Below are 25,605 nucleotides of genomic sequence, written 5' to 3'. Positions count from 1 at the left end.
TTTTATCTCATTTTGAAAACTGTGAAGCAAAATAAGAGTTAGTTCGTACCAGATCAACTACTTTTTATCGTATTCCGCCGCAGAAAAAACGTCGTACTGTGACGCGACGACGACCGGATATTTTGTGACAGCGATCCGGTCATCAACAGCACAATCTTATTCGACGCTGGCGATATGCTGCAATTTTGCCAACTCGTCAGGATGATTTCCCCTGTTGTTTTTCGCGCAATATCTCGCCGCAGCGCTGCTTGTCCTGACGCAGCACCTGCTGTTCCTGCGGGCTGAGCTGGCGCCAGGTATCCAGCATCCGCTGCCCCAGCGCCGGAAGGTAATGGGTTTTATGCAGCGCGTAGTCAGAATTTCCCCCCTCGACGATATTCTGCATATCGTGGAGGAACTGGCGGCTGTCGTCATGATCGATTATGCAAAATACCGCCCGGTAGTAAGCTTCATCTTCCTCGGTGTAATGCGGGGTGAACCACCAGACCAGCAGCGCGATAAGCGCCAGTAGCGGGATAATTAAGGATAATTTTTTCAACATCAGTTTTTCGGCCGGAGACAATCAGCCGTCAGTGTACCTGCAACGACGGCCTGATGTAAGCGCCGGCCCCGGCGGGCCGGCACAGGCTAGTAGCCGACCGGGTAGATGCGGCCGGTCTGAACGCCTTCAATGCTGCGGCGATAGGCCTGCGCCACGGCGGCGGCGGGAACACTGGGGAAGCCTGGGAAAAAGTCGCCGTAGGCCGCCAGCGACTCGCTGAGCACGGTGGGGCTGATGAGATTGATGCGGATCCCGCGCGGCAGCTCGCAGGCGGCGGCGCGAACAAAGCCTTCCAGACCGGCGTTGACCGTCGTGGCATTGACCCCCTGAGCAATGGGTTCCTGCGCGACAATACCGCTGACCAGGGTAATCGACCCCCCGTCGCGCAGAAAATGCTGGCCGACCAGCGCCAGGCGAATTTGCCCCAGCAGCTTGTCCTGCAGACCGAGGTTGAACTGGCTGTCGGTCATGGTGCTTAACGGCCCAAAGTGCAGATTGCCGGTGGTGGAGACGATGGCATCTACTTCACCCGTTTGGGCAAATAGCGCCTCGACGCTCTCCTGCGAGGTGATATCCACCTGATAATCTCCCCGGGTGCGGCCGACGCGGATAACGTCATGTCTCTGACTCAGTTCTTCGCTGACCGCGCGACCGATGGTGCCGCTGGCACCGATAACGATAATTTTCATGGCAGACTCCTGATGAGGTGAGAGGCTATTTTTTAATAAAAGTAATCTCGGATAAACTGGCTAAAAGTTAGAACATTACTAACCAGAGGTTAGCAATATGGACAAATTACGAGGGATGGAGACGTTTATTGCCGTGGTGGAGTGCGGCAGCTTTACCGGGGCGGCGTCGCGCCTGGGGCTGTCGGCGGTGATGGTTGGGAAATATATCGCCCAGTTGGAAAGCCAGCTGGCGACGCGTCTGCTGGAGCGTAACACCCGACGCCAGAGCCTCACCGACGCCGGGCGAGTCTATTTTGACGAAGCGAAACGGGTGATGGAGCAGGTCTCCATCGCCGAAAGCGCGGTCGAGCGGCTGCGGCTGGCGCCGGCCGGCACCCTGCGGGTGAGCGCTCCCACCTCGTTCGGCGCCAGCGTGATCGCGCCCCTGACCGCCACCTTCCTGCAGGTCTGGCCTGCGGTCCGGGTGGAACTGGATCTGACTAACCGGATGGTCGATCTGGTGGATGAGGGGTTCGATCTGGCGATCCGTATCGGCGAGATCCATCAGGAGGATCTGGTGGCTCGCTACCTGGCGCCGTATCGGATGGTGATCTGCGCCGCGCCGGCTTATCTGGCGCGTTACGGGACCCCCGGGACGCCAGAGGATCTCGCCGATCATCTCTGCCTGTCCCATACGGTCTGGACCGCCCGCAACGAGTGGCGGCTGCCGGGCGTAGAGGGAGAAGTGCGCTGGAAACGCGATGCGGTTTTGCGCTGCAACGATGGCTACGCGCTGCGCCAGGCGGCGATCGCCGGGGCCGGGCTGCTGATGCAGCCGGAGGTACTGCTGGCCGATGCGCTGGCCAGCGGCAGCCTGGTGCGCGTGCTGGAGGCGTGGACTCCGCAGCCGCGGCCTGTGCATCTGCTCTGGCGCCAGGATCGTCGGCCCCTGCCGAAGCTGACGCAGTTTATCGCCCACCTTCAGCAGGGAATGGCCGACGCGCTGACAACGACCCGCGCGTCGGAATAATCACTCCGCCCGCAGCGCCTGCTGCCAGTCGGCAATCAGATCGTGAGGATCTTCGATCCCCACCGACAGGCGGATCAGCTGCGGTGTGATACCGTTCGCCAGGCGTTTCTCCAGCGGGATCGAGGCATGGGTCATGCTGAAGGGCTGGCTCACCAGACTCTCCACGCCGCCCAGGCTCTCCGCAAGCGTAAACCAGCGCAGCTTGCTGATGATGCGCTCGGCGTAACCTTCATCGCCCTTCACCACCACCGAAATCATGCCGCCGGGCAGGGCCATTTGCTGGCGCGCCAGCTGATGATGCGGGTGCGAGGCCAGCCAGGGAAACCAGACTCGCTCCACTTCCGGCTGCTGTTCCAGCCATTCGGCGAGCTGCAGCGCGTTCGCGCTGTGGCGCTCCATCCGCAGCGCCAGGGTACGGATGCCGCGCAGCGTCAGGAAGCTGCTGAACGGGTCAAGCACGCCGCCTACCGCATTCTGCAGATAGCCAAGCTTTTCCGCGAGCCCGGAGTTATCGCCAACCACCGCCAGGCCGGCGACGACATCGGAATGGCCGTTGAGGTACTTGGTCGCGGAGTGCACCACAATATCAAACCCATGCTCCAGCGGGCGATGGATCGCCGGCGAAGCAAAGGTGTTATCGGCGACGCTGATCAGGTTATGGCGGCGCGCGATGGCGGCGATGGCGCTGAGATCCGCGAGCTTCAGCAGCGGGTTGGTGGGCGTTTCCACCCAGATCATGCGCGTATCGGGGCGGATCGCCGCTTCAATTCCCGCCAGGTCGTCGGGTTTCACCCAGCTCACCTGCAGACCAGCGCTACGGCGGCGAACGTTTTCCAGCAGGCGGTAAGTGCCGCCATACACATCATCGACCGCCACCAGATGACTGTCCTTATCCAGCAGCTCCAGCACGGTGGAGATGGCGGCCAGCCCGGAGGCGAACGCGTAGCCGCGCGTGCCGTTTTCCAGGTCGGCGATCGCCGTCTCCAGCGCGTGACGGGTGGGATTCCCGCTGCGGGAATATTCATAACCGGTATGCTGCCCCGGCGCTGGCTGAGCAAAAGTGGAGGTGGCATAAATCGGCGGCATCACTGCGCCATGGCTGTCGGTGAAGGTTCCGCTATGTACACTCAGGGTGTGGATAGATGACATAAAAAATTCCTTATTGTGCGACTCGGTTACGCCAGGCGGTCAATACATCGCTGCGGGTGACCAGGCCAAGAAAACGCGTGTTGTCAGCGATCACCGCCACCAGACCGCGATCGAGAATGGCCTGCAGTTCACTCTCTGGCGCACGCTTATCGAGAGTTTCAACATGGCGGCTCATCGCTTCGCTGACCGGCAGGGAGAAGCGTTGGCGATCGCCCTGTACGTGGCGGATCAAATCCCACTCATCGACGATGCCGACCACGCGGCCATCCTCCAGTACCGGCAGTTGGGAGATGTCATACAGCCGCATGCGGGTAAAGACCGCGGCCAGGGTGTCGTCCGGCGCGGCCGTGACGGTAGCGCCTTCGTCATGGCGCAGGGCGATAAAATCACTGAGATCGCCCTGTTCGGGGCGGGCGATCAGTCCTTGCTGGCGCATCCAGTCGTCGTTGAACATTTTGGACAGGTATTTATTGCCGCTGTCGCAGGCGAAGGTTACTACCCGTTTCGGACGGCTTTGTGCCCGGCAGTAGCGCAGCGCGGCGCTGAGCAGGGTGCCGGTGGAAGAGCCGGCCAGCACGCCCTCAACCTGCAGCAGCTGGCGCGCGGTGTGGAACGCTTCGCGGTCGCTGACGCGATACGCGGTATGTACCCCCTCCAGCCTGGCCAGCGGCGGGATAAAATCTTCGCCGATCCCTTCGACCAGCCAGGATCCCGTTTCGCCGTAGCGTCCGGTATCGACCTGATCGGCAAGGATCGAACCCGCCGGATCGGCGAGAATAAATTCCGTTTTCGGCGAGTGCTCAGCAAACCAGGCCTGAAGCCCACCCAGCGTGCCGCCGGAGCCGACGCCGACGACGATGGCGTCGATGTCGCCCTCCAGCTGCTGATAAAGCTCCGGCGCAGTGGAGGTGGCATGGGCCAGCGGATTGGCGTCGTTATTAAACTGGTCGATATAAAAGGCGCCCGGCGTTTCATCGGCAAGGCGGCGGGCATAATCCTGGTAGTAGGCCGGGTGGCCTTTATTGACGTCGGAGCGGGTGAGCAGCACCGTCGCGCCCAGCGCCCGCAGGTGAAAGATTTTCTCGCGGCTCATTTTGTCCGGCACCACCAGGATCAGGCGGTAATTTTTCTGCGCCGCAATCAGCGCCAGACCGAGGCCGGTATTGCCGGCGGTGGCTTCGATAATCGTTCCCCCGGGCGCCAGTTTTCCCTGGCGCTCGGCTTCATTAATCATCGACAGCGCAACCCGATCTTTAATTGACCCGCCGGGGTTCTGATTTTCCAGTTTTAAAAACAGACTGCAGGGCCCGGTATCCAGTTTGTGCAACTGGAGCAGGGGAGTATGACCGATCAGGTCGCTCACGGAATGAAACAGTGACATAACCATTTACCCACTCGTTTAAGATATTTTTGCATACTAGAACTGTGAAAACGGTTATTTAAAGAATATTTCTCTGTCATTTAGCGCAAAATGGAATATAAGATGCTATTTGGCCATCTGGAGGGAAAGCAGGGCAGCCACCTGGGCGGATCGATTTCCAGAAAAGGGCGTTTTTAGCCGCTTTTAGCGGGAAAATGGCGATTTTAATCAGTGTGTTATCTGATATCTGAAAATGTGTTTGCGAAAAGATTCTATGGAGAATAGGCCTGCGCTTGTCGTTAACTAGCAGCGGGCTGGCCAGGAGAAAAACGCAGCAGGGAAATCACGGGTTAACGCAGTTCGATGGAGAGTCCGGATGCAGAAAAGCAAAAACCCGCCTTGTGGGCGGGTTCTTTAAATAGTGGTGCCCGGACTCGGGAACATTCAGTACTCTATTAACTTGAAATTTATCATAAATCTGTTTTTGGTTGATTATCAAAACTCAGATTTAGACCCATAATTTTACTTTCAAATCAAAATACTAGATTTGAATATTTAAAGGCATGTCCGGTTCGATACTCCGATTCGATTCCTTATAAATTTATCGTAATGACATCTGCGTTACGCGTGTTGTATACTTAATATCCACAGAAACACAAGAGGACAAGACGATGCCAGCCGCAAACAGCATGTCCATAAAACGCGAAACGTTAAATCTGCGCATTAAACCTGCCGAACGCGATCTTATTGATCGGGCGGCGAAAGCCAGAGGGAAAAACCGCACAGACTTTGTGCTGGAGGCCGCCCGCGCTGCCGCTGAGGAAGCGCTGATTGAGCAACGCATCATTATGGCCGATCCGCAGGCTTATCAGGAATTTCTCGCTCGTCTGGATCAGGCTCCTGCACCTAATGCCGCACTGCGTAAAACTATGCAGACCCCTGCGCCGTGGGAACAGGAAGAATGATCTCGGCACCAGAACCGCTTCATGCCGGGCATATTCTTACCCCGTTTTGCTGCGGTATAGATTCCATGGATCACTGGCTGAAACAGCGGGCGATGAAAAATCAGGTTACTGGCGCATCCCGCACCTTTGTCTGCTGCGACGACGCGAAGGTGATGGCTTACTACTCACTGGCTTCCAGCGCTGTGACGACAAATACTGCGCCGGGTCGTTTTCGCCGCAATATGCCTGCCCCGATCCCGGTTGTGGTACTGGGTCGTCTGGCGGTGGATAAATCACTACATGGGAAAGGTGTCGGGCGGGCCCTGGTACGTGATGCCGGGCTGCGTGTGATTCAGGTGGCGGAGACTATCGGCATTCGCGGGATGCTGGTTCACGCCCTGTCGGATGAAGCACGGGATTTTTACCTGCGGGTGGGGTTTGAGCCGTCGCCGATGGATCCGATGATGTTGATGGTGACGTTGAGGGATTTGGTTAATGCCTGATGGGTATTATTTATAATTACAAGGGAATCTGAAGTGTTTGTTAAACCCGTAGCGATTCAGTCCCACATGTATCGTCGGTCAGATTATCAACCTGGGACCACGGTCCCATCTGCTCATTTTAGTACTATTTAGTCTGTGACTATGGTCCCAACTGACGGTCAGAAGGCTTCCAACTGTATGTCAAATTTATGCATAACAGTCTGAACCAAGTAATGCAGATTTGTCGTACCGTGACTGGCTATCAAGCTCTTTGAACGCGAATAGACGTGGATGCAGATCTAAGTAATAAGCTCCCCGCTGTAGCTGGGAAAATCCGACAAAGGATGTTCTATATGGACTCACAGGATGTATTGTATATCGTCCGATGTTACGGCGTCGTCAAGCGGTCCTTTACCGCTCCAGGTCACCAATTAGCATATGGAAGCTTAAAGGTCGCCGATGGCGAACTAGATAAGGTTGCCTGCAAAATTCACCGCACAGGTGAAAACAGCCCAGTTAGTCACGACAAGCCATAAAATTAAAATGAATTGACGACGCCGTGCAAATCACATTTTATCGCCGCTATGAACGCTGTGTTCCGGAAACGGCAAAACGGGGAGGGGATGAATAAACCTGCATGTTCTAAGTAATAATTTGTTGCTATGTTGAACGCGAAGGATGATAATTGCTAACAGGAAGCTAATATTACTAAAGGGAAATTTAGATGCCTTCAATTCTCGCAAGGTTGTCAGTTTGTATTATTCTGTCATTGTTTATGGTTTCTTGTTCGGGAAGTTTTGATAAAACTATTGATTATCAAGACGCTAAACAGATGCCCGGCTATGGGTATATAGTCATGGATTTCAGACTGGCAAATGAAATGGCGTATGGCAATGGCTATATTCCAGGAAAAACAAACTATACAATTTCTTATAAAAATAAAGGTGATATTTTTTTTGTTGATATTCAGCATGCTGATTTTCGTAATAGAATATTAAAGGCATACATACCATATATGAAAGGCTATACCTTAATAGGTATAGGGAGAAGTTATTGGTATCCTTTTTTTAGATGTGATAAATGTGACAATGAGCCACAGTTAAAATTTTTATATATAAACATTGTAAAATCAGTGGATGAAGCATGGTGTAGTGAAACAACTTATAAAAATTTACGATCATTTAATGCAATGGACGGTTGCTCCCAAATGGTAGGTGTAGAAGAATCTAGAAAAGTTACAGGAGATGTTCTTATCACCCCAGAATTAAAATCTGATTTCCAGGGGATGTTCACCCCTTATCTGAAGCCAGGACGTTAATCACGAGGCTCTTAAGTTGATCTCCTCCCAGAAAAGAGTGACAGGATAAACTGAAGTCTACGGTTTTTCTTCCATCTCACAGAGAGGCATATCGCCATGAAAAAGACCCGTTATACCGAAGAACAGATTGCATTTGCACTGAAGCAGGCCGAAACCGGCATCTGTGTCGGGGAAGTCTGCCGAAAGATGGGCATTTCTGAAGCCATTTTTATAATTAGAAGAGAAATTCGCTGCTCTGGGCGTAACTGAACTTGAATTGCGTCGTCTGCGGCAACTGGAGGATGAAAATCAGCGGCTGAAAAAGCTTGTGGCTATAAGACCTACCGGGGCGGAGTCAGCTCACCCTCAGTTGTACCCTCGCAATGGACATGATGCGGGTTGAAGTTGATTGAGTTGGGTGGAGTTAAGGGATTGAAGAGATGTTGATTTCTGCGGGCTTGGAATGCAAAAACGGACCTCCGTGGAGGTCCGTTGCTATGAATTTGGTGCCCGGACTCGGACTAACGCCGCAGGCGTTGAACAGCGCGCGTGCCGCGCTGGCCCCGAAGGGGTGAGCCGCTGTGCGGCGAATAATCGAACGCAGTTCGATGGAGAGTCCGGTCGTAGAAAAGCAAAAACCCGCCTTGTGGGCGGGTTCTTTAAATAGTGGTGCCCGGACTCGGACTAACGCCGCAGGCGTTGAACAGCGCGCGTGCCGCGCTGGCCCCGAAGGGGTGAGCCGCTGTGCGGCGAATAATCGAACGCAGTTCGATGGAGAGTCCGGCTACAGAAAAGCAAAAACCCGCCTTTTGGGCGGGTTCTTTAAATAGTGGTGCCGGACTCGGAATCGAACCAAGGACACGGGGATTTTCAATCCCTGAGTTTTGACGACAAGCTTATGAATGTCATTTGTAAAGCGAAACTGCAACAGGTGACATTATGCAAGTTATATCAATCATTTCAACTAAAGGCGGTGAGGGTAAATCTACTCACGCGGCTAACCTTTCTGGATTTTTGGCCGACGCTGGCCTAAAGACTTTGCTGATAGACGGCGACTACGCGCAGCCTACGGCATCAAGCTACTATTCTCTGCGCTATGAAGCGCCCTGTGGTCTGTATGAACTTCTCATGCAGACAGTCGATCTGAACGCCCCAGAGCAAATTATTTCCCATACCAGCGTGAGCAATCTGGACTTGATCGTCTCTAACGATCCCCACGAACAGCTTAAAACCTCAATGATGCACGCGCCGGATGGGCGGATCCGCTTACGTAATTTGCTCCAGCACCCGCTGTTTAATGCTTATGATGTCGTGGTGATCGATTCACAGGGCGCGCGCTCTATTATGCTGGAGCTGGTATTACTGGCGACCAACCATACGGCGTTAGCCATGATAAAGCCGGTGGTACCGGACGTTCGGGAGTTTCTGCGCGGCACGATCCCGTTGCTGGAAGGGTTACTGCCATATCGGGGATTCGGTATTGTATTGCCGCCGGTAAAGGTGTTGGTTAACTGTATGGACTACACCACCTTGGCAAAAGACGCGCTGGAGGCGCTCAGTAACATCATTGCCGAAGGATCTTATAGCAGCGCAGATATTTCCGTTAGCCTGCTCGATACCCATATTTACGATCTGGACGTCTACAAAACCGGGCACAGTCTGGGGCAGCCTGCTCATCGCCTTGAATACCACACCGATCGCAAGAGCCTGCCTGCCGCACGCACGATGCATGATTTAGCCTGCGAGCTTTTCCCTGAATGGGTGGAACGGTTTGCCTCAGTTCTTCAGGTTCAGCCAAAAGGGGATAAATGATGCGCCAGTCTTATCTCCCTCTTTTTCGTGCATGTTGTCAGTGTACCTATCCCGACCCTGCATTAAGGACAGACGAGATCATCGTGTTCTTTGAGGCTGAAGATCGCGTGCGGGCATCTAAAAAAATAGTTCGTCTGTTGGCGGATCTATGGGGATGCAGAGAGTCATTCGTCGAAGTCTGGAATCTTGAAGACGAGCATGAGCTGGTACTGTCGAGCGTTAACGTCAGTGTGTCAAGGTACTGGATGATGCTTGAAATTGGTTCCGGGCCATCCGGGCCAGTCTATATTGACGTGAAGCGCGATGGCTATCCGCTTTTGTTGGTATCTCCCCGCAAGTTACAACAGTTGTATCAGGCGTTGGGGGAGGTACCCCATGAATAATGCCCAGCGCCTTTTACCCCCTCATTCTATTGAGTCTGAACAATCCGTTCTTGGCGGCCTGATGCTGGATAACGATCGTTGGGATGACATCGCGACGATCGTTTCCGCCGATAATTTTTACGTCCGCCCGCATCAACTCATTTTTAACGCTATGCATGACCTGCTGATGCAGGGGAAGCCCGTCGATCTGATCACGCTTAGCGAACATCTCGAACAGCGGGGAGTTTTGGAACAGGTCGGCGGCTTCGCTTATCTGGCTGAAATGTCGAAGAACACACCTTCCGCAGCGAATATCGTTGCGTATGCGGAGTACGTCGCCAGTTATGGCCGTCAGCGCCAGCTTTTAGCGTTGGGGCACGATATTGTTGGTCAGGCCGGGGATGTGCGTACCGACGTGGCAATGCTGATTGATGATATCGAGCAGCGTCTGTTTGCGATAGCCGAGCAGCATGAACAGGGCGGCGTAGCCGATCTGCCGGAGGCTTACGGCCAGTTTCTCGATAAGCTGGAACAACGTTGTCAGAGCCAGACGTCAGTAACGGGAACGCCTACCGGATTTCAGGATCTTGATGAAGTAACCAGCGGTCTCCAGCCCGGGGATCTGGTTTTACTGGCAGGGCGTCCGTCAATGGGGAAAACCGCGCTTGGGTTAGCGCTATGCGAAGCCGCACTTAACGTAAACGCTGGGCCGGTGCAGGTTTTCAGTCTGGAAATGCCGGTCGATCAGCTTCTGGCGCGCTTTACCGCAATGCTGGGGCGTGTTCCGCTTCAGCATATTCGCAGTGGCGATCTGTCCGAAAATGAATGGGGACGTATAAGCAGTGCGGCAAGCTGCCTGCTGTCATGGAAAGATCGACTACTGATTGATGACAGTAGTTATTTAACGCCGACTATGCTGCGCTCCCGGGTTCGCAAGTCGGTACGCCAGTTCGGACACCCTGCGCTGATTCTGGTGGATTATCTTCAGCTTATGCGTAGTCCCGGGCAGGAAAATCGCACGCTTGAGATAGCCGAGATTTCCCGGGCGCTGAAGTCGCTGGCGAAAGAAATGCGTTGCCCGGTCGTGGCGCTGTCGCAGTTAAATCGCGACTTGGAAAAACGCGCCAACAAGCGGCCTAATAACGGCGACCTGCGTGATTCTGGCGCACTGGAGCAGGATGCCGACCTGATTATGTTTGTTTATCGGGACGAAGTGTATGACCCGCAAACGATGGATAAAGGTACTGCTGAAATCATCATCGGCAAGCAGCGCAATGGACCGGTAGACACGGTAAAAGTACGCTATCAGGCCGATATTACCCGTTTTGAAGACTTTCCTTCCGGTGCTTACAGCTTGGGTTACGGGAGGACTGCTGAATGAAAAGCAGCAATATGAAGGCGGCGTTACTGAAACGGGGGAGGGAACCGGCTGCGGTTGGGAACGTAGCCGTATTGCCGGTTGCTGAAATGCCAATGGTGCTGATGCTGGAGCAACTGCGCCCAAACCCGGATAACCCACGCACAACCCGCAATCCTAAATACGAAGAGATCAAGTCATCTATCCATGCCCGTGGTCTGGATTCGGTTCCGAAAGTGACCAAAAACCCTGACAGCGCCGAAGATGTTTATATATTCAGCGATGGCGGGAATACCCGCTACGCTATTTTGTCCGAGCTGTATCAGGAAACCGGCGACGAACGTTTTCGCCGCATTCAGTGCATATTCAAGCCATGGCCGGGACGTCTGAAATGCGTTATCGGCCATCTGGCGGAAAACGAGATGCGCGGCGATCTCTCGTTTATCGAAAAGGCGCTGGGCGTTGCTAAAGCACGCTCCATTTATGAAGAGCAATTTGAACGTAAAGTCACCCAGCAAGAACTTGCGGATCTCCTGACCGGAGAGGGCTACCGGGTTACGCAGTCTAATATCAGCCGTATGGAATATGCGGTCACGCACCTTTTCCCTCACTTATCTTCGCTGTTCTATATGGGGTTGAGTCGGACGCAAGTGCTCCCGTTAATCAATCTCTACAGCGCGGCGGAAAAGGGCTGGAAGGTGCTGTGTCAGGAAAGCGCTGTACTCCCGTTAGCCCCATCGTTTGAGGTGGTTTTTGCCAGTGCCTGTAGCAGGCTGGAGCTGACGGCTCTTACCGATTACTCGCTGGAGTACCTGAAAGATGAGTTAATGGGTGAGCTCGTGAAAGCGCTGCCGGATCCCACAATCACCTGGGACCGTTGGCTGATTGAGTTGGATCCGGCAGAGCAGCAGCGTCGGCAGCTTTTTGGCAGCCCTGAACAAACTTATGTGCCTGAGCCTGAGGGGCCGCCAGAGCACGCGCCGCCACCCTCACCATCAAAATCACGCGGGCCGCAGTCACCTCCCGCAACGGCGGAAAATAAGGCTCCCGCAACGCAGGAGGTACTGAATGAGAGAGGGGAAGGGTGTTTTCCCGATCTTCACCCTGCTGCTGGCGTCGAGTTGCAGCCGGACATGTTTGGCGGTGAGCCCGTTTTGTCCGGTGAAGCATTTGCCGAAGCATCACCGGGCGTGTCCGAGCCGTCAGGCGCATTTCAAACCAGTGTCAGCTCCATTGCTTTTGCCGCTGCCGGGCTGGAACCGGTAGCGGATATCTGGCATATCCCGTCATTGCAGGACGATATTGAACATCTACAGGATATGGCGTTTCGGCTGGCGTTCGAGCTTGCCGAAGCGCTGGAGATCGGCGAACTGGTGATTGAGGATAAATCGCCCCTGAGTTCCGGCTTTCGCATTATCGACGAGCCTATGTACAGCGCCCATTCGGGCAGGCAGCTTCTTTCCCTCTTTTCTTCCGACAGCACCGCGCTGGCGGCATCTGCATTCTCTATGTTGGTCGTGGGAGCGCCTGAAGTGGGGGGCGAACCTCTGCTGGACGATATCGCGGTAGTGAAATATTTCCGCCTGATACGGATCCTGCGCCGCCTGCATGAGTTACAGCGGCTGACCGGGGGAGGTGAATAATGACGTGGGAGGGGAAAACCATGATTGCAGGTATAGCGACCAACGCCCTGTTGACGCAACTGATAATGGAACTGAAGTCCGGCAGTATCCGCCGCTGCGAGGCGCTGGGTATGACCATGGAAGAGATTCAGGCGTTGAACCGGCTCAGCATCGAGGATTTGCATTACCTGATCAGCACGCCGGTATCCATTCTGACCGTGTGCATCAACCACGCCAATCTCAAAATGCTGATGGAACAGGCGCAGCGGGAACGGCAGCGCGCTCAGCGGATCGATCGTGCGCTGGCGCTGGGTGGTTCTATTGAACTGATGCAGCGCTACTTCGGTTTAACGCCTGCGGAAGTCAGCACCCGACGCCGTTTAAGCGGCATCGAAACCCGGCAGGGGCGTTGCCATAACCCTACGGAAGAAGAAGAGCTGGCCGTCTGGGAACAGTGGAAAGCCGCACAGATTAGCAATCTGGCTTCGCTGGAGGCGCTGGATGTGATGATGTTGATTGCAGAACAACATGACATTTCCCTCACGGTCATCTGGACGTTGGCGAAAAGCTGGATGGAACTCTCTCCGTCAATGGGGAGGGCATAGTGGCGTTTCCCGTAGACGGCGTTATCCAGTTCACGCTGAATAAGATGAATGAACGCATCCGGCAGCATGCGGAAGGTGCGCCGGTGAACGAGCAAAGTGGCTTAATCTTTATGGGGAACGTGCATGACGCCGTTCCCCGGCGGCTTTTTCTGGATAGCCGTCTTTCCGCATTGGATAAGATGGCATGGGTCATGATCCGTTTATATGCGCAAAGTAACGAAGGAGCCGTCTTTCCCACCTATGACGAGCTACAGCTTCAGCTTGCCTCTCCCCATGCGGGGAAGGCGTCGCGGGAAACGGTAAGCCGCGCGTTATTAATGCTGAGGCTTACTGGTTGGCTAAGCCTGTGTAAACGCGTGCGCGACGCTTCCGGACGCATTCGCGGCAATATCTACGCCCAGCACGATGAGCCGCTCAGCGCGCATGATGCCGAGGTTTTCGATCCGGGCTGGCTGGATGCTGTAGAAGAGGCCTGCCGACACGGCAATCGGACGGTTCGCCTGACGGCGCTAGCGGTTCTTCAGTCGCTAAAATCCGATAGTGCAATGCGTCACCGTCATTCGCGAGTCGCCATAATTGAAGTGCGCCTTTCGGGCTACCAGTCACCTCAGGCGATGGCAAACTCTCGCCGTGAGCAGGATGAACTGACGCATGCACAAAACCGAACTCAGTCAGAATCACCCGGTTCGGAAACCGAACTCAGTACCCAAATGGGAGAAAATAAGCCGGGTTCGGATCCCGAACTAAGCCGAAAAACAAGGGGTTGCGACCCAGTTCGGAAACCGAACCGTTACGTAATACGTACTTCTACACAGTGTGTAGAAAAAAATACGTATACCGCGCCTGCGCACGACCCGGAGCAGCGGCTGCGTTGGCCGACCGATCTCTTGGCGACGATCACTACCGCAGAGCGGGATGCTCTGGAGCCGCAGCTTCTGGCGCTACCCGAGCAACTGGGCCAAGAGTTGCTGAGCGATGTAGGAAAACGCCTGCAAAGCGGCGAAGTACGCAACGCGGCGGCCTACCTGATTGGCACGCTGAAGCGGGCGAAGCAGGGGCAGTTTAATCGCCTGCTAAAGGGGAATGAGGCTCCGATGGCCCCTGAGTCCACTGGAGCCGAGTCAGCTTCATCCTTCGCCGCTGAGCGAGCCGGAAGGGCCAGCCCTGACGCCGTCGCTGGCGTGATGGCGAAGCTGAGGGAGATGTATACTCAGTGATGATTGGTTAAAAAATAGGCTTTATGCGGGCCGCATAAAGTATGAAAAATAACCTCTTCTTTGATAAGGGTTACAATTTTGATGTCATTTACTGCGTGCTGACTCTTTGGCGAATTTATCTGACCAGACAACGGGTCTACCCCAGAAATTATCCCGATTCACCAGAGTATTATCCAGTTGGGTATCGTTGAAAGACATGTAACTGCAAACCCATACCCACTGTCGGTAAGGCGTTGCGCTGAGGCCATCTCCAGTAATGCTTAGCATGAACCTGTCTACTATCTGTGTGGTGCCGGGTGCACATACTACGCAGTAAATGCTGCGAGTAGTCTTATTCACGCCTTTAATACTGGTCATATAGTATGTTTCAACAGCTTGAATATCTTGCCAGTCAAAAACTTTTTCTACTGGGCGCGTAGGGAGGAAAAAAGGGAATTTAAATAGCGCGGTGAGCGTTTCCGCCAAATGCCAGACGTGCAGGTTAACGTAATCATAGACGTAAACCTTACCTGTTTTACGGTTGAAACGTAATGGATAATCTTTGGGGGCGAACAGGAAGTAGTTAAAGGCGGTAAGGCTAATAATGAGTAATGCGATAAAGGTAACGAGTGCCAATACTAAGATACCTCTCCCCTTGCGATCTGAATCGGTGTAGCCCTTAATAATTTCTCCGATATCTATGGTACACAGAAAAAAAATCACGAAGGACAGCACGGATAGAGCCATAAGACCAGTCAATACCTGGAATAACAGGTGGTGATATCGAGCATTGGGACGGCGGCGCGAGATTTCGCAATAATCATCATTCACAAATAGCAATGTTTCATTGTGCTTCAGCTTATCGCTATCACTATTCAGGGCTTGCATAACGGAAGCGCTGTTATTCCATTTGCTGAGATCTTGGCTCCAGTGAGGGAGCTGCGGCGTATATTTTGATGCATTGATTTTTGTACCGTTCATGCATTGCTTCCTTTCATCATAATCATCGGTTCGGAGGGTTTGAATGATAGTTTATAGTGTGTTCAACTATAGGGAAAATTCTGTTCTCTCACAATGATATGAGGGATGAATGATTCCGTTGCGGACGGTATTGTTGGGCTCTAAAATTTGCCAACAATTTTTTTAATTACAGGGGGAAGACATGTTAAAACATTCATTGGCAATAGCAACGTGCTTGGCTTTTTCCAGTTCAGTCATGGGTAATGAAGCAAATTTGTTATATACCAACACGATGCAATTCCCTTATAAGCATAATGCTGATGGATATATGGTCTTTGACATTCATGGAAAGTTAGTGGTTCCGCCTGAGGGGCATTTTGATACGCTAAACTATATGGCGGAGCGATGGCTGGCTTTTTCTGGGGAAAATTTATATATATATGATGAATCTGGCAAGCTAATTATTAAACGCACTGGTCAAGATCCCGTATATTTAGGAGGTGATCTTCTATCCATCCGTGTCGATACAGGTAAACGTATATTGATTAACAATAACGGTGTCAATCTTTCTGAAAATACGTTTGATGACATTCGTCCTTTTAATCCTGATATAGCTGTAGCTAAAATTGGCGTTTACGATAAACATAAAAAAATTGATTATCGTTACGGCTATATAAATACTCATGGAGAATGGGTGATTCCTGCAACATATACTGCTGCGAGTGATTTTAACAATGGTTTTGCTGTAGTATCTAGAGACGAAAAACAAATAATAATAAATGCATCAGGCGATATAACTACTATTGTACCCAATAAAATAAAAATGGAACCTTTGAATAATGGGTATTGGTTGAAAACATTTTTGAAAAATAGTAAAGGAAAACAAATATCTATTAGTAATGAAATTATAAAAAATAAAGATGAGGTTGTGGTTAAAAATGTCAATCCTGTACTTGTTGCCAAAGATTCTTTTTATCTCTCAGGTGCTTATAAGAATGAATATTATGGATTGCTAAATACTGATTCAGGAACAGTCATTCCCAAGCTTAAAACTAGTGATTTTGATAAGGCTAATGATACCATAAGCTATATAGCAAATATCAGCAATGGTGACCTGTTTTGGTTAAAAAGACGTTATTCCTATAGATTATATAATTCACAAGGCTTAATGCAATTAGAGGGATATTATAATGATGTCAAGCCTTTTTATGGTGACCATGCTTGGGTCGTACTTCCAAATGAAAGTAATTGGGTTTTAATTGATTATTTTGGTAATGTTGTTAGTGAAGCTTGGGGGAAGATTGAAACCATTGCTTATGGTAATAATATCATCACCTATGCATATAAAGATGATGATGATCGGACCATGTATATTTTAGATTCATCTGGAGATGTTGATTACATTGAAAGGAAGTATGATATTTGGCAGGAAAGAAAGTGTGATAAAACCATCTCTGTGTTATATGATGATAAAAATAGAGTTATTTGGCCAAAAGATCCTTTAATTGAATGTTTAAATGGGTTGGATTGAAAATATATTTATAAATAGAATCCATTTTATCAACGTGGTAATAAAGTATGCTTAATCATCCATTTTATTTCCACACATTTTGAGATTTCCGAATTGGCCTGAGTATCAGGGTAGTTTAATCGCTTGCTAAAAGGAAATGGTATTCTGATAGTATCTGAGCTCCTCAGGAGCCAAGCCCGCTTCATCCTTTTCCGTCGAGCAAGCGGGAAGGGCCAGCCCTGACGCTAGCGTGATGGCTAGGCTGCGGGAGATGTGTGCTCAACGATAATTGGTTAAAAAAATAGGCTTTATATCGGTCGCATAATTTATACAGGAATAATTTGTAACATAGGGTTGGTGATTGGCATACTACTCCCATAAGGATAACTGGTTTATAAGTAAGGGGTTCTCATGGGACATTATGATATACAACAGGTATGCTTGAATGGTCATCAGGTAACTGCCAACTATAGTAGCTCACCTGAATTCAGGAGAGATTTCTGCGCTACTTGTGGGGAAAAAACGATTACGCGATGCCCTTCATGTAATCACCATATTCCTGGTGAGTATCAGGTTAGTGGCGCTTTTTACGTAGGGACGACAGATACTCCGGAATATTGTGAGCATTGCGGAGCTGCTTTCCCTTGGACAGAAAAGAAGTCAAAACTAATTTCATCTTCATTGAAAGCATCCTCTGTCTCTAATGACTATTTTGGTCTGGTTAAAAAGATCTGTTCTCGGTTTCATCTGGTCGCTAACCAACTGAAGACTAGACATAGTAATCGAGAGTCTTTAGTTATTAGCGACGAATATGATGTTCAAGATTTACTTCATGCCCTTTTACATATTTACTTTGACGATATTCGACCAGAAGAATGGACGCCAAACTATGCGGGCGGTAGTTCGCGCGTCGATTTTTTATTGAAAAATGAAGGGATCATTATCGAGGTCAAGAAAACGCGCGCAACCTTAAAAGCAAAAGATATCGGGAGTGAGTTGTTGATTGATTCTCAGCGTTATCGTTCCCATCCTGACTGTAAAAAGCTGCTGTGTTTTGTGTACGATCCCGATGGTTGGATAGCTAACCCCAGAGGGTTGGAAAACGACCTTAACAAAAGTGAAGATGATTTTGAAATAGTGACGCTCATTGTGCCCAAAGGATATTGATGTATTTGTTGGCCTGCCATAGGGATCCTGGGCGAGCAATTTGATATCTGCCCGCCCGGTGGTTATATACCGTACCTAAGATCTTAAGTTAAGAGCACGTAACCAGAGATCTACCTGACCAAATGCATCTTGTTGCCACTGTTCGGGAGTTCTTTCCCCAAGTAGTTTCGTCTCTTCAACAAACTTTCTGACGCTGGTTGGACCATAACCTTCCACCTCGTCGAATTTTTGTGCAATGTATCCGTATCCGATGGCCCCACTTTCTTCAGCAAGTATAGGGAGGCACTCTTGAGCAAGCGCTTCCGGCCCATCCTCATAGTTACGAACGCAGTAATAAATATCATAAGAATCTTTTTGTTTATGCCGACCATTGAGGGCATATCCTTTCATGGCCAGCAGCGCCGGTATTGAGCACACTGCTATTTCCACTGTATTTTTGCCACCCTCTGGCATGGCACCACTAATGGCCACCATCTCATAGAATTTGAGCGCAAGATCGGCACCGTCTGCGCGCTGCACGGCGAAATTACTTATTAAGGGTGGGGCATTTTTAACGAGTTCAGCATCTCTGGGGCGGAGAAAATCGATGATAATATCAATGGCAGGGCCATCGTCAGACGCAGGAATAGTACGCACTAGCTGAAATGCTCTGGTGACGCCCTCTCGCTGTTCATACCCGCAACCCTGCAAACTTTCCACCAAAGTGGCGTATTCACCATCGCCCAGCGCTGTTGAATCCAGATCCAAATCAATATCAAGCGTGCCGACATGCGGCATATCGTCATTGTTAAGAAGCAGCCAAGGTACCGCTCCTCCAATAACAGTGAATTTTCCTTTGTAACTGCCCAGGATCTGTCCTATCTCTATCAGAACGGATTTAACGGCAGCCGTTGTCCGATCTTCATAGTCAGCAGCTGACTGAGGTTCTCTTGTTGTCATAATTACCATTCCATCCATTCATTTCGAAGGTGTTCAGCGGCTTCTTGTCCCCGTTCCCCCTGAACTGTGAGATCAAGGTAGGTCTGTATAACACCTGTAGTGACAATTCCCGGTGCTGGCTCGATAGCATCAAGGAATATACCTTCATCGTTGGGGACCGTTATAGTTACATTGGCGCCCTTTGATGTTGTGCTTAACTTAAGGCCTGATATCAGCCTCTCCATTCCTTTCTCGTCGGCAAAGAAAAAATGCATCCCGGTACGACCATAAGGGGACAGCCACTGGGCGGCAGAAAATGAGGCCAAAATTGCAGATCCTTGCACTTCATCACAACCCAGTAAGTTGCGTAATTGAGACTCCAGCGCGTTGCCGTGCAAAGGTGTATAAAAATTTTTCTTCTTTCCTTGAATTGGGCGATAGTTATCCCGCCACTCATTCACAAGTGCCCCCGGCTTGTTCAGGGTAAGTCCTTCGCTGCTAATGACAGCCCATTCCCTTTCCAACAAATTTTTACGCACATTACTGGCATGGCCAAGACTTACCTTTCCTTCTTCCGACAGTTCGGTGACTTTCCAGGTTCTCAGGGGGTCATTAAGCATCATACGCAACACTTGAGCTGACTTCGGGCTAAACATTGTACGAAGCCCACGTTTTTCAGGCACGGGTTTACCGGGCATACGATGATCGATATAAACTCCTCCAAACTGGAGTTGTGCATTACCCTCCATGTCCAGAAATGCGATATTATTTTCCTGACAAATCTGTCGGGAATCGGCGGACAAATAGGGAGCGAGGAGGACAGGAGTAAGAATCTCCTCTCTGCCATACATATAAGACCGAAGGGTTTTAATCGCTGAGCGCACAAATCTAGGCTGGCCATTGTTTTTTGTTTCGCAGGCAAGCACGTAAGTTGTTTTATCTATCCGGACCTGGATAAGGTAGTCAACACCCTCATCCATGCTGGGACCATCTCCTATTATTTTTACCTTTTCAATAATTGGGATTTGTTCCAGCAGTGACTGTAATCTCAAGATAAGGGGATAGCTGGGGTCTTCAGCTAGTTTCATTGTAACCTCGAATTTCAGCATTCGTTGAAACCATCAATATTGATGAAATCAGTACATTGCTGATTTCTAAGATCAAGCTGATCTAATGGTTTTTTTCACTAGAAATGATGTTTTCATCATATGTTGAAACTAGCACTTTTAGTGAAAGTCAGCAATGATGTCACAAGCATATTTACAAATAAATGTGGAGGAACAGGCGATTACTGAAGGCTCAATAGTGGAACGTCCTCACCTGAAGATGCGCTCATGCCACAAGCACAAAGGCGTTTTTTAGTCTCTGGGACACAAAAGTGGCAGCTCAGATCTGAGCCAATACATTCAATCTTTTTTGATCAAATGAGACTTTCTCATTGTTCACGTAACGACCCATCATTGACCATCCTGACACCCTAAACCAACCAATGGGTTATCACGATGTCGGAAAACTCAAAGCCTCAACACCCCACGCCGGGCGCGCTGCGCTCCGAACTGCGTATAGAACTTCATACCCGCTACGCTATCTCCCTATGGCAAGGCCGTCGCTCTTCAGAGGGCAAGTCGGCCATCATGGGGATGCCGCGCTTCTTCCAGCTTGCTGGCCGAATCAATCAGGACTCCCTGACGGATAACCCTTGGGCGGATGCGACGATGCTGCATCTGGAGAAGCTGATCGGCGCATCGCATCAGCAAATGCAGACATTGCTGGATGAAGTCGATGCGCTTTTTGCTGACATGCCCGGCTCCGTCAAGCTAACGGACTGTATCGCGGAAACGCCGCTCAACGTGGCAGTACACAGCCACACGCCGATTGGCTATCGCTGCGTCTATTTGCTGGTTGGATTCGATCAGCTGGCCCTGCGGGTGTTTCAGGCGCATTTTTTTGGGCTCATCAGCACCCAGACTAAGCAACAATATCTCTCCAGCGCCGGTTATGCGATCAGGCGAATTTACGGGGCGGCTCAGCGCTATCGCTCCGTCGCCGTCACGCGCGCCGACGTACTGGCGAATAACGATACGGCGCAGCAAGCCATTGCTGCGTTAGGCGAAGTGTCGGCATCCGTTGTCAGCGGTCAGGCTCGATCGGGCTTTTCTCCGGCCCTGAATTCACCCGCTTTAACTGTTGCGATCGGCGGTAAAAAGGGGAAAAGGCATGGTTAAAAAACAACCTTTATGCGGCCCGCATAAAGCTCAAAAAACGCACAATTCTGGACGCGCTGCGGGTAAAAATGTCATGCCGTTGAAATATAGTTTCCTCTGGCGTCCTCCCGCAGTGTTTGTTATTTTCTAAGGGTACTGTGTAGCACTCCGTCTCTACGGTTATAGTCGAAGGCGTATGTACTGTTGCAGGTATAGCCTTCAAGGCGCAAAACCTCCGTGAAAACTGCGCCGGGTTCTTCTACTCGCCCCGGAGTGAATATTAAAACCCTTGGTCCTTAGTGCAGATCATGGCGGGTACAGAGTCCTCTGTACCCGTTTAATTTTTTTGACGGTAAAACATTTTCCCCTTCAATTCCTTTCCCTCTTGCTGAAAAAATAAGCGTGCCTATCCGTTGTCTCTGACAACACCCGATGTTGCCGTGACCTGCAAGGCGGCGCTAAATACCTGTCATACTTCAAGTTTCAGGTGCGTTGGCTGCGCTCGCTCACCCCAGTCACTTACTGGAGTAAGCTCCTGGGGATCCCCTCCCTTGCTGCCTTCCTGCAACTCGAATTATTTAAGGTATAGCGGTCAAACCCAGGCCTGTTTAACCTTTTTAAACAGGCGTCGCTTCGGCGATAAGGTATGTATTCACACCCATTCACCCATGAGGGAAATAGCTTCCCTTTTCGGGCTGTTTCTCCCTCTGTCCCGCTTTTATTCAAGGAGAAACACGATGTCTAATGAAACTAATTACTTCAATCTGCACGTAACGGGTCTGGGTTATTTGAACAACGTCAGAGAAGTTCAAACCCGCAACGGCAGTATGCTGTGCTGCTCAATTAATGCGTTAACTGGCGCAACGGATAATCCGGGCTACACCCGTTTTGATATTATGGTCGTCGGCAAGGAGTCCTCTGAACTCATTCTGCGCTGCCAGAAGGCTATTGCAGAGGAAAAGAAGGTGTTGCTTGGCTTTCGGCTCAGCAATCTTTCTGCCGATGTTTTCACGCTGACAAAAGGTGAACACGCCGGTGAAGTTCGCCCCAGTCTTAAAGCCCGGTTAATTAAGGTTAACTGGATCAAGATTGGGTCTGAGATGGTTTATAAAGAAGAAAAACCGGAACCGAGCGTGCCCTCTGCACCGGACGTTCCTTCCCCGAAACAGTTTGGTGATAACCAGTTTTAATACCCCTCCTTTAAGCGCCTTTTCGGCGCTTCTTTTTTTCAGCACGGGAAAACAGTTGTTAATTGAACATGTAAAGAAAGATTCGCACATTGGCGTTTTTCCGCGTCGATAAGAGGATCTTTTATGAAATATCACCGGTATTTGCTCTGCGTGATAGGGGTTATTGTGATTGGCGGCTGCGCGCCAAAGCAAAAGTTACAACAACCAGCGTTATCCCTTTCCAGTACGCTAAACAGCAACGTTCAGTCTGCGGCTGATGATGTTTACCAGCGCGAAAACGCGCCGCAGGTGGTGCGCTACGATCGCTACCTGCTGGTTAGTACCGATCCCAGCGCCGCCCAGCGCGCGCCGCTGGAACAAATCATTGATATCCGCATTCCCGCATCGCTGACGCCGACCGTAGCTGATGCCATGCGCTACGCCTTAAAACAGTCGGGTTACAGCCTCTGCGCCGTCACTTCATCCAATGCCGTTCTGTATAACCAGTCTCTCCCGGCGGTGCATTACCAGCTCGGCCCTATGCGGCTGAACACGGCGCTACAGGTCATGGCGGGTAGCGCCTGGCAACTGGAAGCTGACGACGTACAGCGTATTGTCTGCCATAGCCTGAGGGACGGGTACCAGCTGCCAAAGGCTGAAACATCGCCCTCTCGTTTCCTCACCAAACCAACGTTGAAAGGGAACGCATCATAATGGAAGAAAAAGAACCCAAAAGGGCGGGTAAGCCGTTTCCTCTGCGCAAAGCGGGATGTCTGGCGATGGTGATCGTACTCGGTGCGTCGTCTGCCTTTTTGTGGACGCAGCAGCTGCGCCTGATGCAGTCCTCCGCTGCGTTGGAGCAGCAGTGGCAGACGTTAGCGCAGCAACAGGCCCAGTTTGAACAACGCATTGCTGGGGTAGAAACGCGTCAACAGCAGACAGAACCGCCGAAGCCGTTGGTTAGCGCGGTGACTCAGGAACAGTTAACGCAAGCGCTCGCGGAAAATCGGCAGGAAGTGAACCAGCAGCACGCCCAATTACAGCAGCAAATGACGTCGGTAACGCAGCGCGTTGAGGTGCTGGAGCAGCGCGACGGGGCGCTGTCCGGCCAGTGGCTGGAACTGAAGCAACAGATGGCCGATCTTCTCGCCGGGCGTAAGAGTGCGCTTGCTCCATCATCATCGTCAGCGGTAGCAAATCCCCTGAAAAAGCCGGTTAAGAAGACGGCTGCCAAAGTGATTTCATCCGCATCCGCACCGTTTGTTTTGAATGGCGTTGAGTATCGAGGCGGGGCGCGCTTTGTTTCCGTTACTCCCCGACAGGCCAGCAGTCTGGAACAGGTTCGCTTACTAACCCCCGGCGAGTCGTTTAGCGGCTGGATGTTGCTGACCATCGACTCCCGTCAGGCCACCTTTCGCACGGCGGGGCGCACGCTGACGCTCAGCGTTCATTAAGGAGCGATCGTGAAACGATACTTTTCCCTCTGCTGTTAATCGCCTCTTCTCTCCCTGCCAGCGCAGCGGAAACCGACGCTCAAGCCTGGGCGCATAGCCAGTCGGTAGATACTGTGGCCGGAAAGCTTGAGCAGGCGAACACCCGTAAAAGCGCTCAGACATGGGGACTGACCGACGAGGAGTGGCAACGCTATCAGGCGTTAATGAATGGACGGCGCGGCGTATTCTCTCCCGATCTGGACCCGATTACGGCGCTGGGCATTGAAGCCAGAACGGCGGAAGAGCGCCGCCGCTTTGCCGAACTGTCCGTCCAGCAGGACTTTAAGCGCGTGGAGGCCGAGCTGGCGTTTCAGCGGGAGGTCGACGCGGCGTGGAAACGGCTTTACCCCCATATTCTGCCGATTGGCGCAGGTATGGGCAGCGCGCCAGCTCAGCCCCGGAGTCATGGCCGTCTGGCGCTGTTTGTCAAAGCGGACTGCCCGCCCTGTGATAAAACGCTGACGAAGCTGCTCGCCAGCCAGAAGCCGTTTGATATTTATCTGGTCGGTAGCGAAGGCCAGGACGCGAAGGTACGTGAGTGGGCGAGCAGGCGGCATATTCCCGCTGAACGCGTAAAAACGCGGGCGATTACGCTCAACCATGACGCTGGTCGCTGGCTGAAGTTAGGCAAAGGCCAAATGCCCGTGGTGCTGGAACAGGGGGAAAACGGATGGTTGCCCGTCGCGTTCTGATGTTCCTGCTATTGTTTCCCCCGTTGGCCTGCGCACAGTCGATTCCATCCGGCTACCGTCAGATTGCGGAACAGGAAAACGTACCTGCCGAAGCGCTGTACTCGCTGGCGCTGACCGAATCGGCCAAAAAGCTGGCCCATGGCGTTCGTCCGTGGCCGTGGACCATCAACGTTGCCGGAATCGGGTATCGTTATGCCAGCCGTGATGAGGCCTATCAGGCGTTGCTGGGGTTTATCCGGCGCTATCCCCTGAAGCGAATCGATGTGGGTGTCGCTCAGGTTAATCTGGGCTGGAACGGCAGCCGGTTTTCATCGTATTGGCACGCCTTTGACCCCTACACCAATCTGCGCGTCGCGGCGCGGATCCTACGCGAATGCTACGACGCCCAACCGGGAAGCTGGATGCAGGCCGCCGGTTGTTACCATCATCCTGCGGGCGGCAAGCCGGCCCGCGTCTATAAAGCGGTTGTTCAACGCCATCTGAATACTCTGAACCCGGTAAAGCCCACGGCGGTGAGCTGGGTAGAGCCGAAGAGAAAAACACCATGAAGAGCATTTACCTTTTGGGACTCTGTTGCCTGTTTGGCAATGCGCACGCCGGGCTGAACGTTATTGCCGATTTGGGCGGGGAACCTGCCGCACCTTATTTTGACGGCATTAATAATCAGCCCAATGAATTTGAATCACCAAACCCGCCGGAGGCGGCTGTATTGCCCGCTGCACCCGCGTCACTGGCATCGGTATTGCCAATATCCACGCCTGAATTAACGCCCGGCAGCGTAGAGGCCCGCCGCCTCGGTTTACCAGGGATGCAGCCGATATTTTTGTTGGGTAACGATCCGCTGTCCCGCCGTTGGCTGGATGAACGAAAGGAATCGCTGCGGCAGCTGCGGGCCGTTGGGCTAGTGGTCAATATCGAGGACGAAGCGGCGTTTGGCGAGCTGCAAACGCTGGCCGGTGATATCGAGCTGCTGCCGGTATCCGGCAGCGATCTGGCGAAGCGGCTGGGGTTGCAACACTACCCGGTATTCATCAGCGAAAAGGGAATTGAACAATGAAGCTAATGAC

The 25,605-nt window shown here is 51.8% G+C and carries 27 protein-coding genes; 20 read left to right on the top strand and 7 right to left on the bottom strand.

All coding sequences use genetic code 11. From position 1 onward, the window contains the following. Positions 1 to 196: 196 nt before the first annotated feature. Positions 197 to 541: a hypothetical protein gene (locus tag KPHS_45400; RefSeq protein ID YP_005228840.1), complete on the bottom strand. Its 345-nt coding sequence runs from the start codon at positions 539 to 541 to the stop codon at positions 197 to 199. 86 nt (positions 542 to 627) lie between these two features. Further along, entirely contained in the window at positions 628 to 1,230 is a 603-nt protein-coding gene (locus tag KPHS_45390; protein ID YP_005228839.1) for a short chain dehydrogenase, read from the bottom strand. A gap of 97 nt (positions 1,231 to 1,327) precedes the next feature. Here KPHS_45390 and KPHS_45380 point away from each other — a divergent pair, with 97 nt between their 5' ends. Beyond that, on the top strand, positions 1,328 to 2,239 hold the full coding sequence (locus KPHS_45380; RefSeq protein YP_005228838.1) for a LysR family transcriptional regulator: 912 nt from the start codon (positions 1,328 to 1,330) through the stop codon (positions 2,237 to 2,239). Here the strand turns inward: KPHS_45380 and KPHS_45370 are convergent, their stop codons facing one another. Both KPHS_45370 and KPHS_45360 read right to left on the bottom strand, forming a co-directional pair. After that, complete coding sequence (locus tag KPHS_45370; RefSeq protein ID YP_005228837.1) at positions 2,240 to 3,388, bottom strand: cystathionine-gamma-lyase; 1,149 nt, start codon at positions 3,386 to 3,388, stop codon at positions 2,240 to 2,242. Between the two features lie 10 nt (positions 3,389 to 3,398). Next, on the bottom strand, positions 3,399 to 4,775 hold the full coding sequence (locus KPHS_45360) for a cystathionine-beta-synthase (protein YP_005228836.1): 1,377 nt from the start codon (positions 4,773 to 4,775) through the stop codon (positions 3,399 to 3,401). 644 nt (positions 4,776 to 5,419) lie between these two features. Between KPHS_45360 and KPHS_45350 the strand changes: the two genes are divergently transcribed. The 9 genes from KPHS_45350 to KPHS_45270 all read left to right on the top strand — a co-directional run bounded on the left by KPHS_45350 (position 5,420) and on the right by KPHS_45270 (position 14,446). After that, entirely contained in the window at positions 5,420 to 5,713 is a 294-nt protein-coding gene (locus KPHS_45350) for a putative CopG family helix-turn-helix protein (RefSeq protein YP_005228835.1), read from the top strand. Positions 5,714 to 5,778: 65 nt separating this feature from the next. Further along, on the top strand, positions 5,779 to 6,195 hold the full coding sequence (locus KPHS_45340) for a GNAT family N-acetyltransferase (protein ID YP_005228834.1): 417 nt from the start codon (positions 5,779 to 5,781) through the stop codon (positions 6,193 to 6,195). A gap of 703 nt (positions 6,196 to 6,898) precedes the next feature. Further along, positions 6,899 to 7,492, top strand: coding sequence for a hypothetical protein (locus KPHS_45330; protein YP_005228833.1), 594 nt, complete (start codon positions 6,899 to 6,901; stop codon positions 7,490 to 7,492). Positions 7,493 to 7,588: 96 nt separating this feature from the next. Next, positions 7,589 to 7,741, top strand: a complete 153-nt coding sequence (locus KPHS_45320; RefSeq protein ID YP_005228832.1) for a transposase — start codon at positions 7,589 to 7,591, stop codon at positions 7,739 to 7,741. A 669-nt stretch (positions 7,742 to 8,410) separates the two neighbouring features. Then, positions 8,411 to 9,283, top strand: a complete 873-nt coding sequence (locus KPHS_45310; protein YP_005228831.1) for a chromosome partitioning ATPase — start codon at positions 8,411 to 8,413, stop codon at positions 9,281 to 9,283. A 375-nt stretch (positions 9,284 to 9,658) separates the two neighbouring features. Beyond that, positions 9,659 to 11,026, top strand: coding sequence for a replicative DNA helicase (locus KPHS_45300; protein ID YP_005228830.1), 1,368 nt, complete (start codon positions 9,659 to 9,661; stop codon positions 11,024 to 11,026). Continuing rightward, on the top strand, positions 11,023 to 12,645 hold the full coding sequence (locus KPHS_45290) for a transcriptional regulator (RefSeq protein YP_005228829.1): 1,623 nt from the start codon (positions 11,023 to 11,025) through the stop codon (positions 12,643 to 12,645). Before KPHS_45300 ends, KPHS_45290 begins: the two co-directional genes overlap by 4 nt. Continuing rightward, positions 12,645 to 13,229, top strand: a complete 585-nt coding sequence (locus KPHS_45280; RefSeq protein ID YP_005228828.1) for a DUF2857 domain-containing protein — start codon at positions 12,645 to 12,647, stop codon at positions 13,227 to 13,229. The genes KPHS_45290 and KPHS_45280 overlap by 1 nt, the downstream gene beginning before the upstream one ends. Beyond that, entirely contained in the window at positions 13,229 to 14,446 is a 1,218-nt protein-coding gene (locus tag KPHS_45270) for a helix-turn-helix domain-containing protein (protein ID YP_005228827.1), read from the top strand. The genes KPHS_45280 and KPHS_45270 overlap by 1 nt, the downstream gene beginning before the upstream one ends. A gap of 84 nt (positions 14,447 to 14,530) precedes the next feature. On the opposite strand, the gene KPHS_45260 is transcribed toward KPHS_45270, so the two are convergent. Further along, entirely contained in the window at positions 14,531 to 15,406 is an 876-nt protein-coding gene (locus KPHS_45260; RefSeq protein ID YP_005228826.1) for a hypothetical protein, read from the bottom strand. Positions 15,407 to 15,587: 181 nt separating this feature from the next. Between KPHS_45260 and KPHS_45250 the strand changes: the two genes are divergently transcribed. Beyond that, a complete protein-coding gene (locus KPHS_45250) occupies positions 15,588 to 16,916 on the top strand; it encodes a WG repeat-containing protein (RefSeq protein ID YP_005228825.1) in 1,329 nt (442 codons plus the stop codon). Positions 16,917 to 17,576: 660 nt separating this feature from the next. Next, positions 17,577 to 18,062: a hypothetical protein gene (locus KPHS_45240; protein YP_005228824.1), complete on the top strand. Its 486-nt coding sequence runs from the start codon at positions 17,577 to 17,579 to the stop codon at positions 18,060 to 18,062. A 75-nt stretch (positions 18,063 to 18,137) separates the two neighbouring features. On the opposite strand, the gene KPHS_45230 is transcribed toward KPHS_45240, so the two are convergent. Beyond that, a complete protein-coding gene (locus tag KPHS_45230; protein ID YP_005228823.1) occupies positions 18,138 to 18,839 on the bottom strand; it encodes a nucleotidyl transferase AbiEii/AbiGii toxin family protein in 702 nt (233 codons plus the stop codon). A 164-nt stretch (positions 18,840 to 19,003) separates the two neighbouring features. After that, positions 19,004 to 20,089 carry a hypothetical protein gene (locus tag KPHS_45220; protein YP_005228822.1) on the bottom strand — a complete coding sequence of 362 codons (1,086 nt, stop codon included), beginning with the start codon at positions 20,087 to 20,089 and terminating at the stop codon, positions 19,004 to 19,006. A 393-nt stretch (positions 20,090 to 20,482) separates the two neighbouring features. On the opposite strand from KPHS_45220, the gene KPHS_45210 reads away from it, so the two are divergent. From KPHS_45210 to KPHS_45140, 8 genes are all read left to right on the top strand, one after another. Continuing rightward, the gene (locus KPHS_45210; protein ID YP_005228821.1) at positions 20,483 to 21,205 is read left to right on the top strand and encodes a TIGR03761 family integrating conjugative element protein; all 723 of its coding nucleotides are present in this window, start codon (positions 20,483 to 20,485) and stop codon (positions 21,203 to 21,205) included. Continuing rightward, positions 21,198 to 21,335, top strand: coding sequence for a hypothetical protein (locus tag KPHS_45200; RefSeq protein ID YP_005228820.1), 138 nt, complete (start codon positions 21,198 to 21,200; stop codon positions 21,333 to 21,335). Before KPHS_45210 ends, KPHS_45200 begins: the two co-directional genes overlap by 8 nt. A gap of 586 nt (positions 21,336 to 21,921) precedes the next feature. After that, a complete protein-coding gene (locus KPHS_45190; protein ID YP_005228819.1) occupies positions 21,922 to 22,374 on the top strand; it encodes a DUF3577 domain-containing protein in 453 nt (150 codons plus the stop codon). A 123-nt stretch (positions 22,375 to 22,497) separates the two neighbouring features. Then, positions 22,498 to 23,067, top strand: a complete 570-nt coding sequence (locus KPHS_45180) for a type IV B pilus protein (protein YP_005228818.1) — start codon at positions 22,498 to 22,500, stop codon at positions 23,065 to 23,067. Further along, positions 23,067 to 23,807: a hypothetical protein gene (locus tag KPHS_45170; protein YP_005228817.1), complete on the top strand. Its 741-nt coding sequence runs from the start codon at positions 23,067 to 23,069 to the stop codon at positions 23,805 to 23,807. Before KPHS_45180 ends, KPHS_45170 begins: the two co-directional genes overlap by 1 nt. A gap of 113 nt (positions 23,808 to 23,920) precedes the next feature. Further along, positions 23,921 to 24,538, top strand: coding sequence for a TIGR03759 family integrating conjugative element protein (locus KPHS_45160; RefSeq protein ID YP_005228816.1), 618 nt, complete (start codon positions 23,921 to 23,923; stop codon positions 24,536 to 24,538). Continuing rightward, positions 24,517 to 25,086, top strand: coding sequence for a transglycosylase SLT domain-containing protein (locus KPHS_45150; protein YP_005228815.1), 570 nt, complete (start codon positions 24,517 to 24,519; stop codon positions 25,084 to 25,086). The genes KPHS_45160 and KPHS_45150 overlap by 22 nt, the downstream gene beginning before the upstream one ends. Next, the gene (locus tag KPHS_45140) at positions 25,083 to 25,595 is read left to right on the top strand and encodes an integrating conjugative element protein (protein YP_005228814.1); all 513 of its coding nucleotides are present in this window, start codon (positions 25,083 to 25,085) and stop codon (positions 25,593 to 25,595) included. Before KPHS_45150 ends, KPHS_45140 begins: the two co-directional genes overlap by 4 nt. Positions 25,596 to 25,605 lie beyond the last annotated feature (10 nt).

The sequence above is a fragment of the Klebsiella pneumoniae subsp. pneumoniae HS11286 genome (genome assembly GCF_000240185.1).
GTDB lineage: Bacteria > Pseudomonadota > Gammaproteobacteria > Enterobacterales > Enterobacteriaceae > Klebsiella > Klebsiella pneumoniae.
Note: the sequence above shows the minus strand (reverse complement) of the source record. Positions and strands in the feature narration are given on the sequence as shown.

Excerpts from the sequence above, each read along its gene's own strand:
- KPHS_45310 (YP_005228831.1), top strand. The coding sequence starts at position 8,411 with ATGCAAGTTATATCAATCATTTCAACTAAAGGCGGTGAGGGTAAATCT.
- KPHS_45390 (YP_005228839.1), bottom strand. The coding sequence starts at position 1,230 with ATGAAAATTATCGTTATCGGTGCCAGCGGCACCATCGGTCGCGCGGTC.
- KPHS_45340 (YP_005228834.1), top strand. The coding sequence starts at position 5,779 with ATGGATCACTGGCTGAAACAGCGGGCGATGAAAAATCAGGTTACTGGC.
- KPHS_45150 (YP_005228815.1), top strand. The coding sequence starts at position 24,517 with ATGGTTGCCCGTCGCGTTCTGATGTTCCTGCTATTGTTTCCCCCGTTG.
- KPHS_45330 (YP_005228833.1), top strand. The coding sequence starts at position 6,899 with ATGCCTTCAATTCTCGCAAGGTTGTCAGTTTGTATTATTCTGTCATTG.
- KPHS_45200 (YP_005228820.1), top strand. The coding sequence starts at position 21,198 with ATGGTTAAAAAACAACCTTTATGCGGCCCGCATAAAGCTCAAAAAACG.
- KPHS_45230 (YP_005228823.1), bottom strand. The coding sequence starts at position 18,839 with ATGCCGCATGTCGGCACGCTTGATATTGATTTGGATCTGGATTCAACA.
- KPHS_45350 (YP_005228835.1), top strand. The coding sequence starts at position 5,420 with ATGCCAGCCGCAAACAGCATGTCCATAAAACGCGAAACGTTAAATCTG.
- KPHS_45250 (YP_005228825.1), top strand. The coding sequence starts at position 15,588 with ATGTTAAAACATTCATTGGCAATAGCAACGTGCTTGGCTTTTTCCAGT.
- KPHS_45210 (YP_005228821.1), top strand. The coding sequence starts at position 20,483 with ATGTCGGAAAACTCAAAGCCTCAACACCCCACGCCGGGCGCGCTGCGC.
- KPHS_45290 (YP_005228829.1), top strand. The coding sequence starts at position 11,023 with ATGAAAAGCAGCAATATGAAGGCGGCGTTACTGAAACGGGGGAGGGAA.
- KPHS_45300 (YP_005228830.1), top strand. The coding sequence starts at position 9,659 with ATGAATAATGCCCAGCGCCTTTTACCCCCTCATTCTATTGAGTCTGAA.
- KPHS_45190 (YP_005228819.1), top strand. The coding sequence starts at position 21,922 with ATGTCTAATGAAACTAATTACTTCAATCTGCACGTAACGGGTCTGGGT.
- KPHS_45180 (YP_005228818.1), top strand. The coding sequence starts at position 22,498 with ATGAAATATCACCGGTATTTGCTCTGCGTGATAGGGGTTATTGTGATT.
- KPHS_45220 (YP_005228822.1), bottom strand. The coding sequence starts at position 20,089 with ATGCTGAAATTCGAGGTTACAATGAAACTAGCTGAAGACCCCAGCTAT.
- KPHS_45140 (YP_005228814.1), top strand. The coding sequence starts at position 25,083 with ATGAAGAGCATTTACCTTTTGGGACTCTGTTGCCTGTTTGGCAATGCG.
- KPHS_45400 (YP_005228840.1), bottom strand. The coding sequence starts at position 541 with ATGTTGAAAAAATTATCCTTAATTATCCCGCTACTGGCGCTTATCGCG.
- KPHS_45380 (YP_005228838.1), top strand. The coding sequence starts at position 1,328 with ATGGACAAATTACGAGGGATGGAGACGTTTATTGCCGTGGTGGAGTGC.
- KPHS_45320 (YP_005228832.1), top strand. The coding sequence starts at position 7,589 with ATGAAAAAGACCCGTTATACCGAAGAACAGATTGCATTTGCACTGAAG.
- KPHS_45170 (YP_005228817.1), top strand. The coding sequence starts at position 23,067 with ATGGAAGAAAAAGAACCCAAAAGGGCGGGTAAGCCGTTTCCTCTGCGC.
- KPHS_45280 (YP_005228828.1), top strand. The coding sequence starts at position 12,645 with ATGACGTGGGAGGGGAAAACCATGATTGCAGGTATAGCGACCAACGCC.
- KPHS_45260 (YP_005228826.1), bottom strand. The coding sequence starts at position 15,406 with ATGAACGGTACAAAAATCAATGCATCAAAATATACGCCGCAGCTCCCT.
- KPHS_45360 (YP_005228836.1), bottom strand. The coding sequence starts at position 4,775 with ATGGTTATGTCACTGTTTCATTCCGTGAGCGACCTGATCGGTCATACT.
- KPHS_45370 (YP_005228837.1), bottom strand. The coding sequence starts at position 3,388 with ATGTCATCTATCCACACCCTGAGTGTACATAGCGGAACCTTCACCGAC.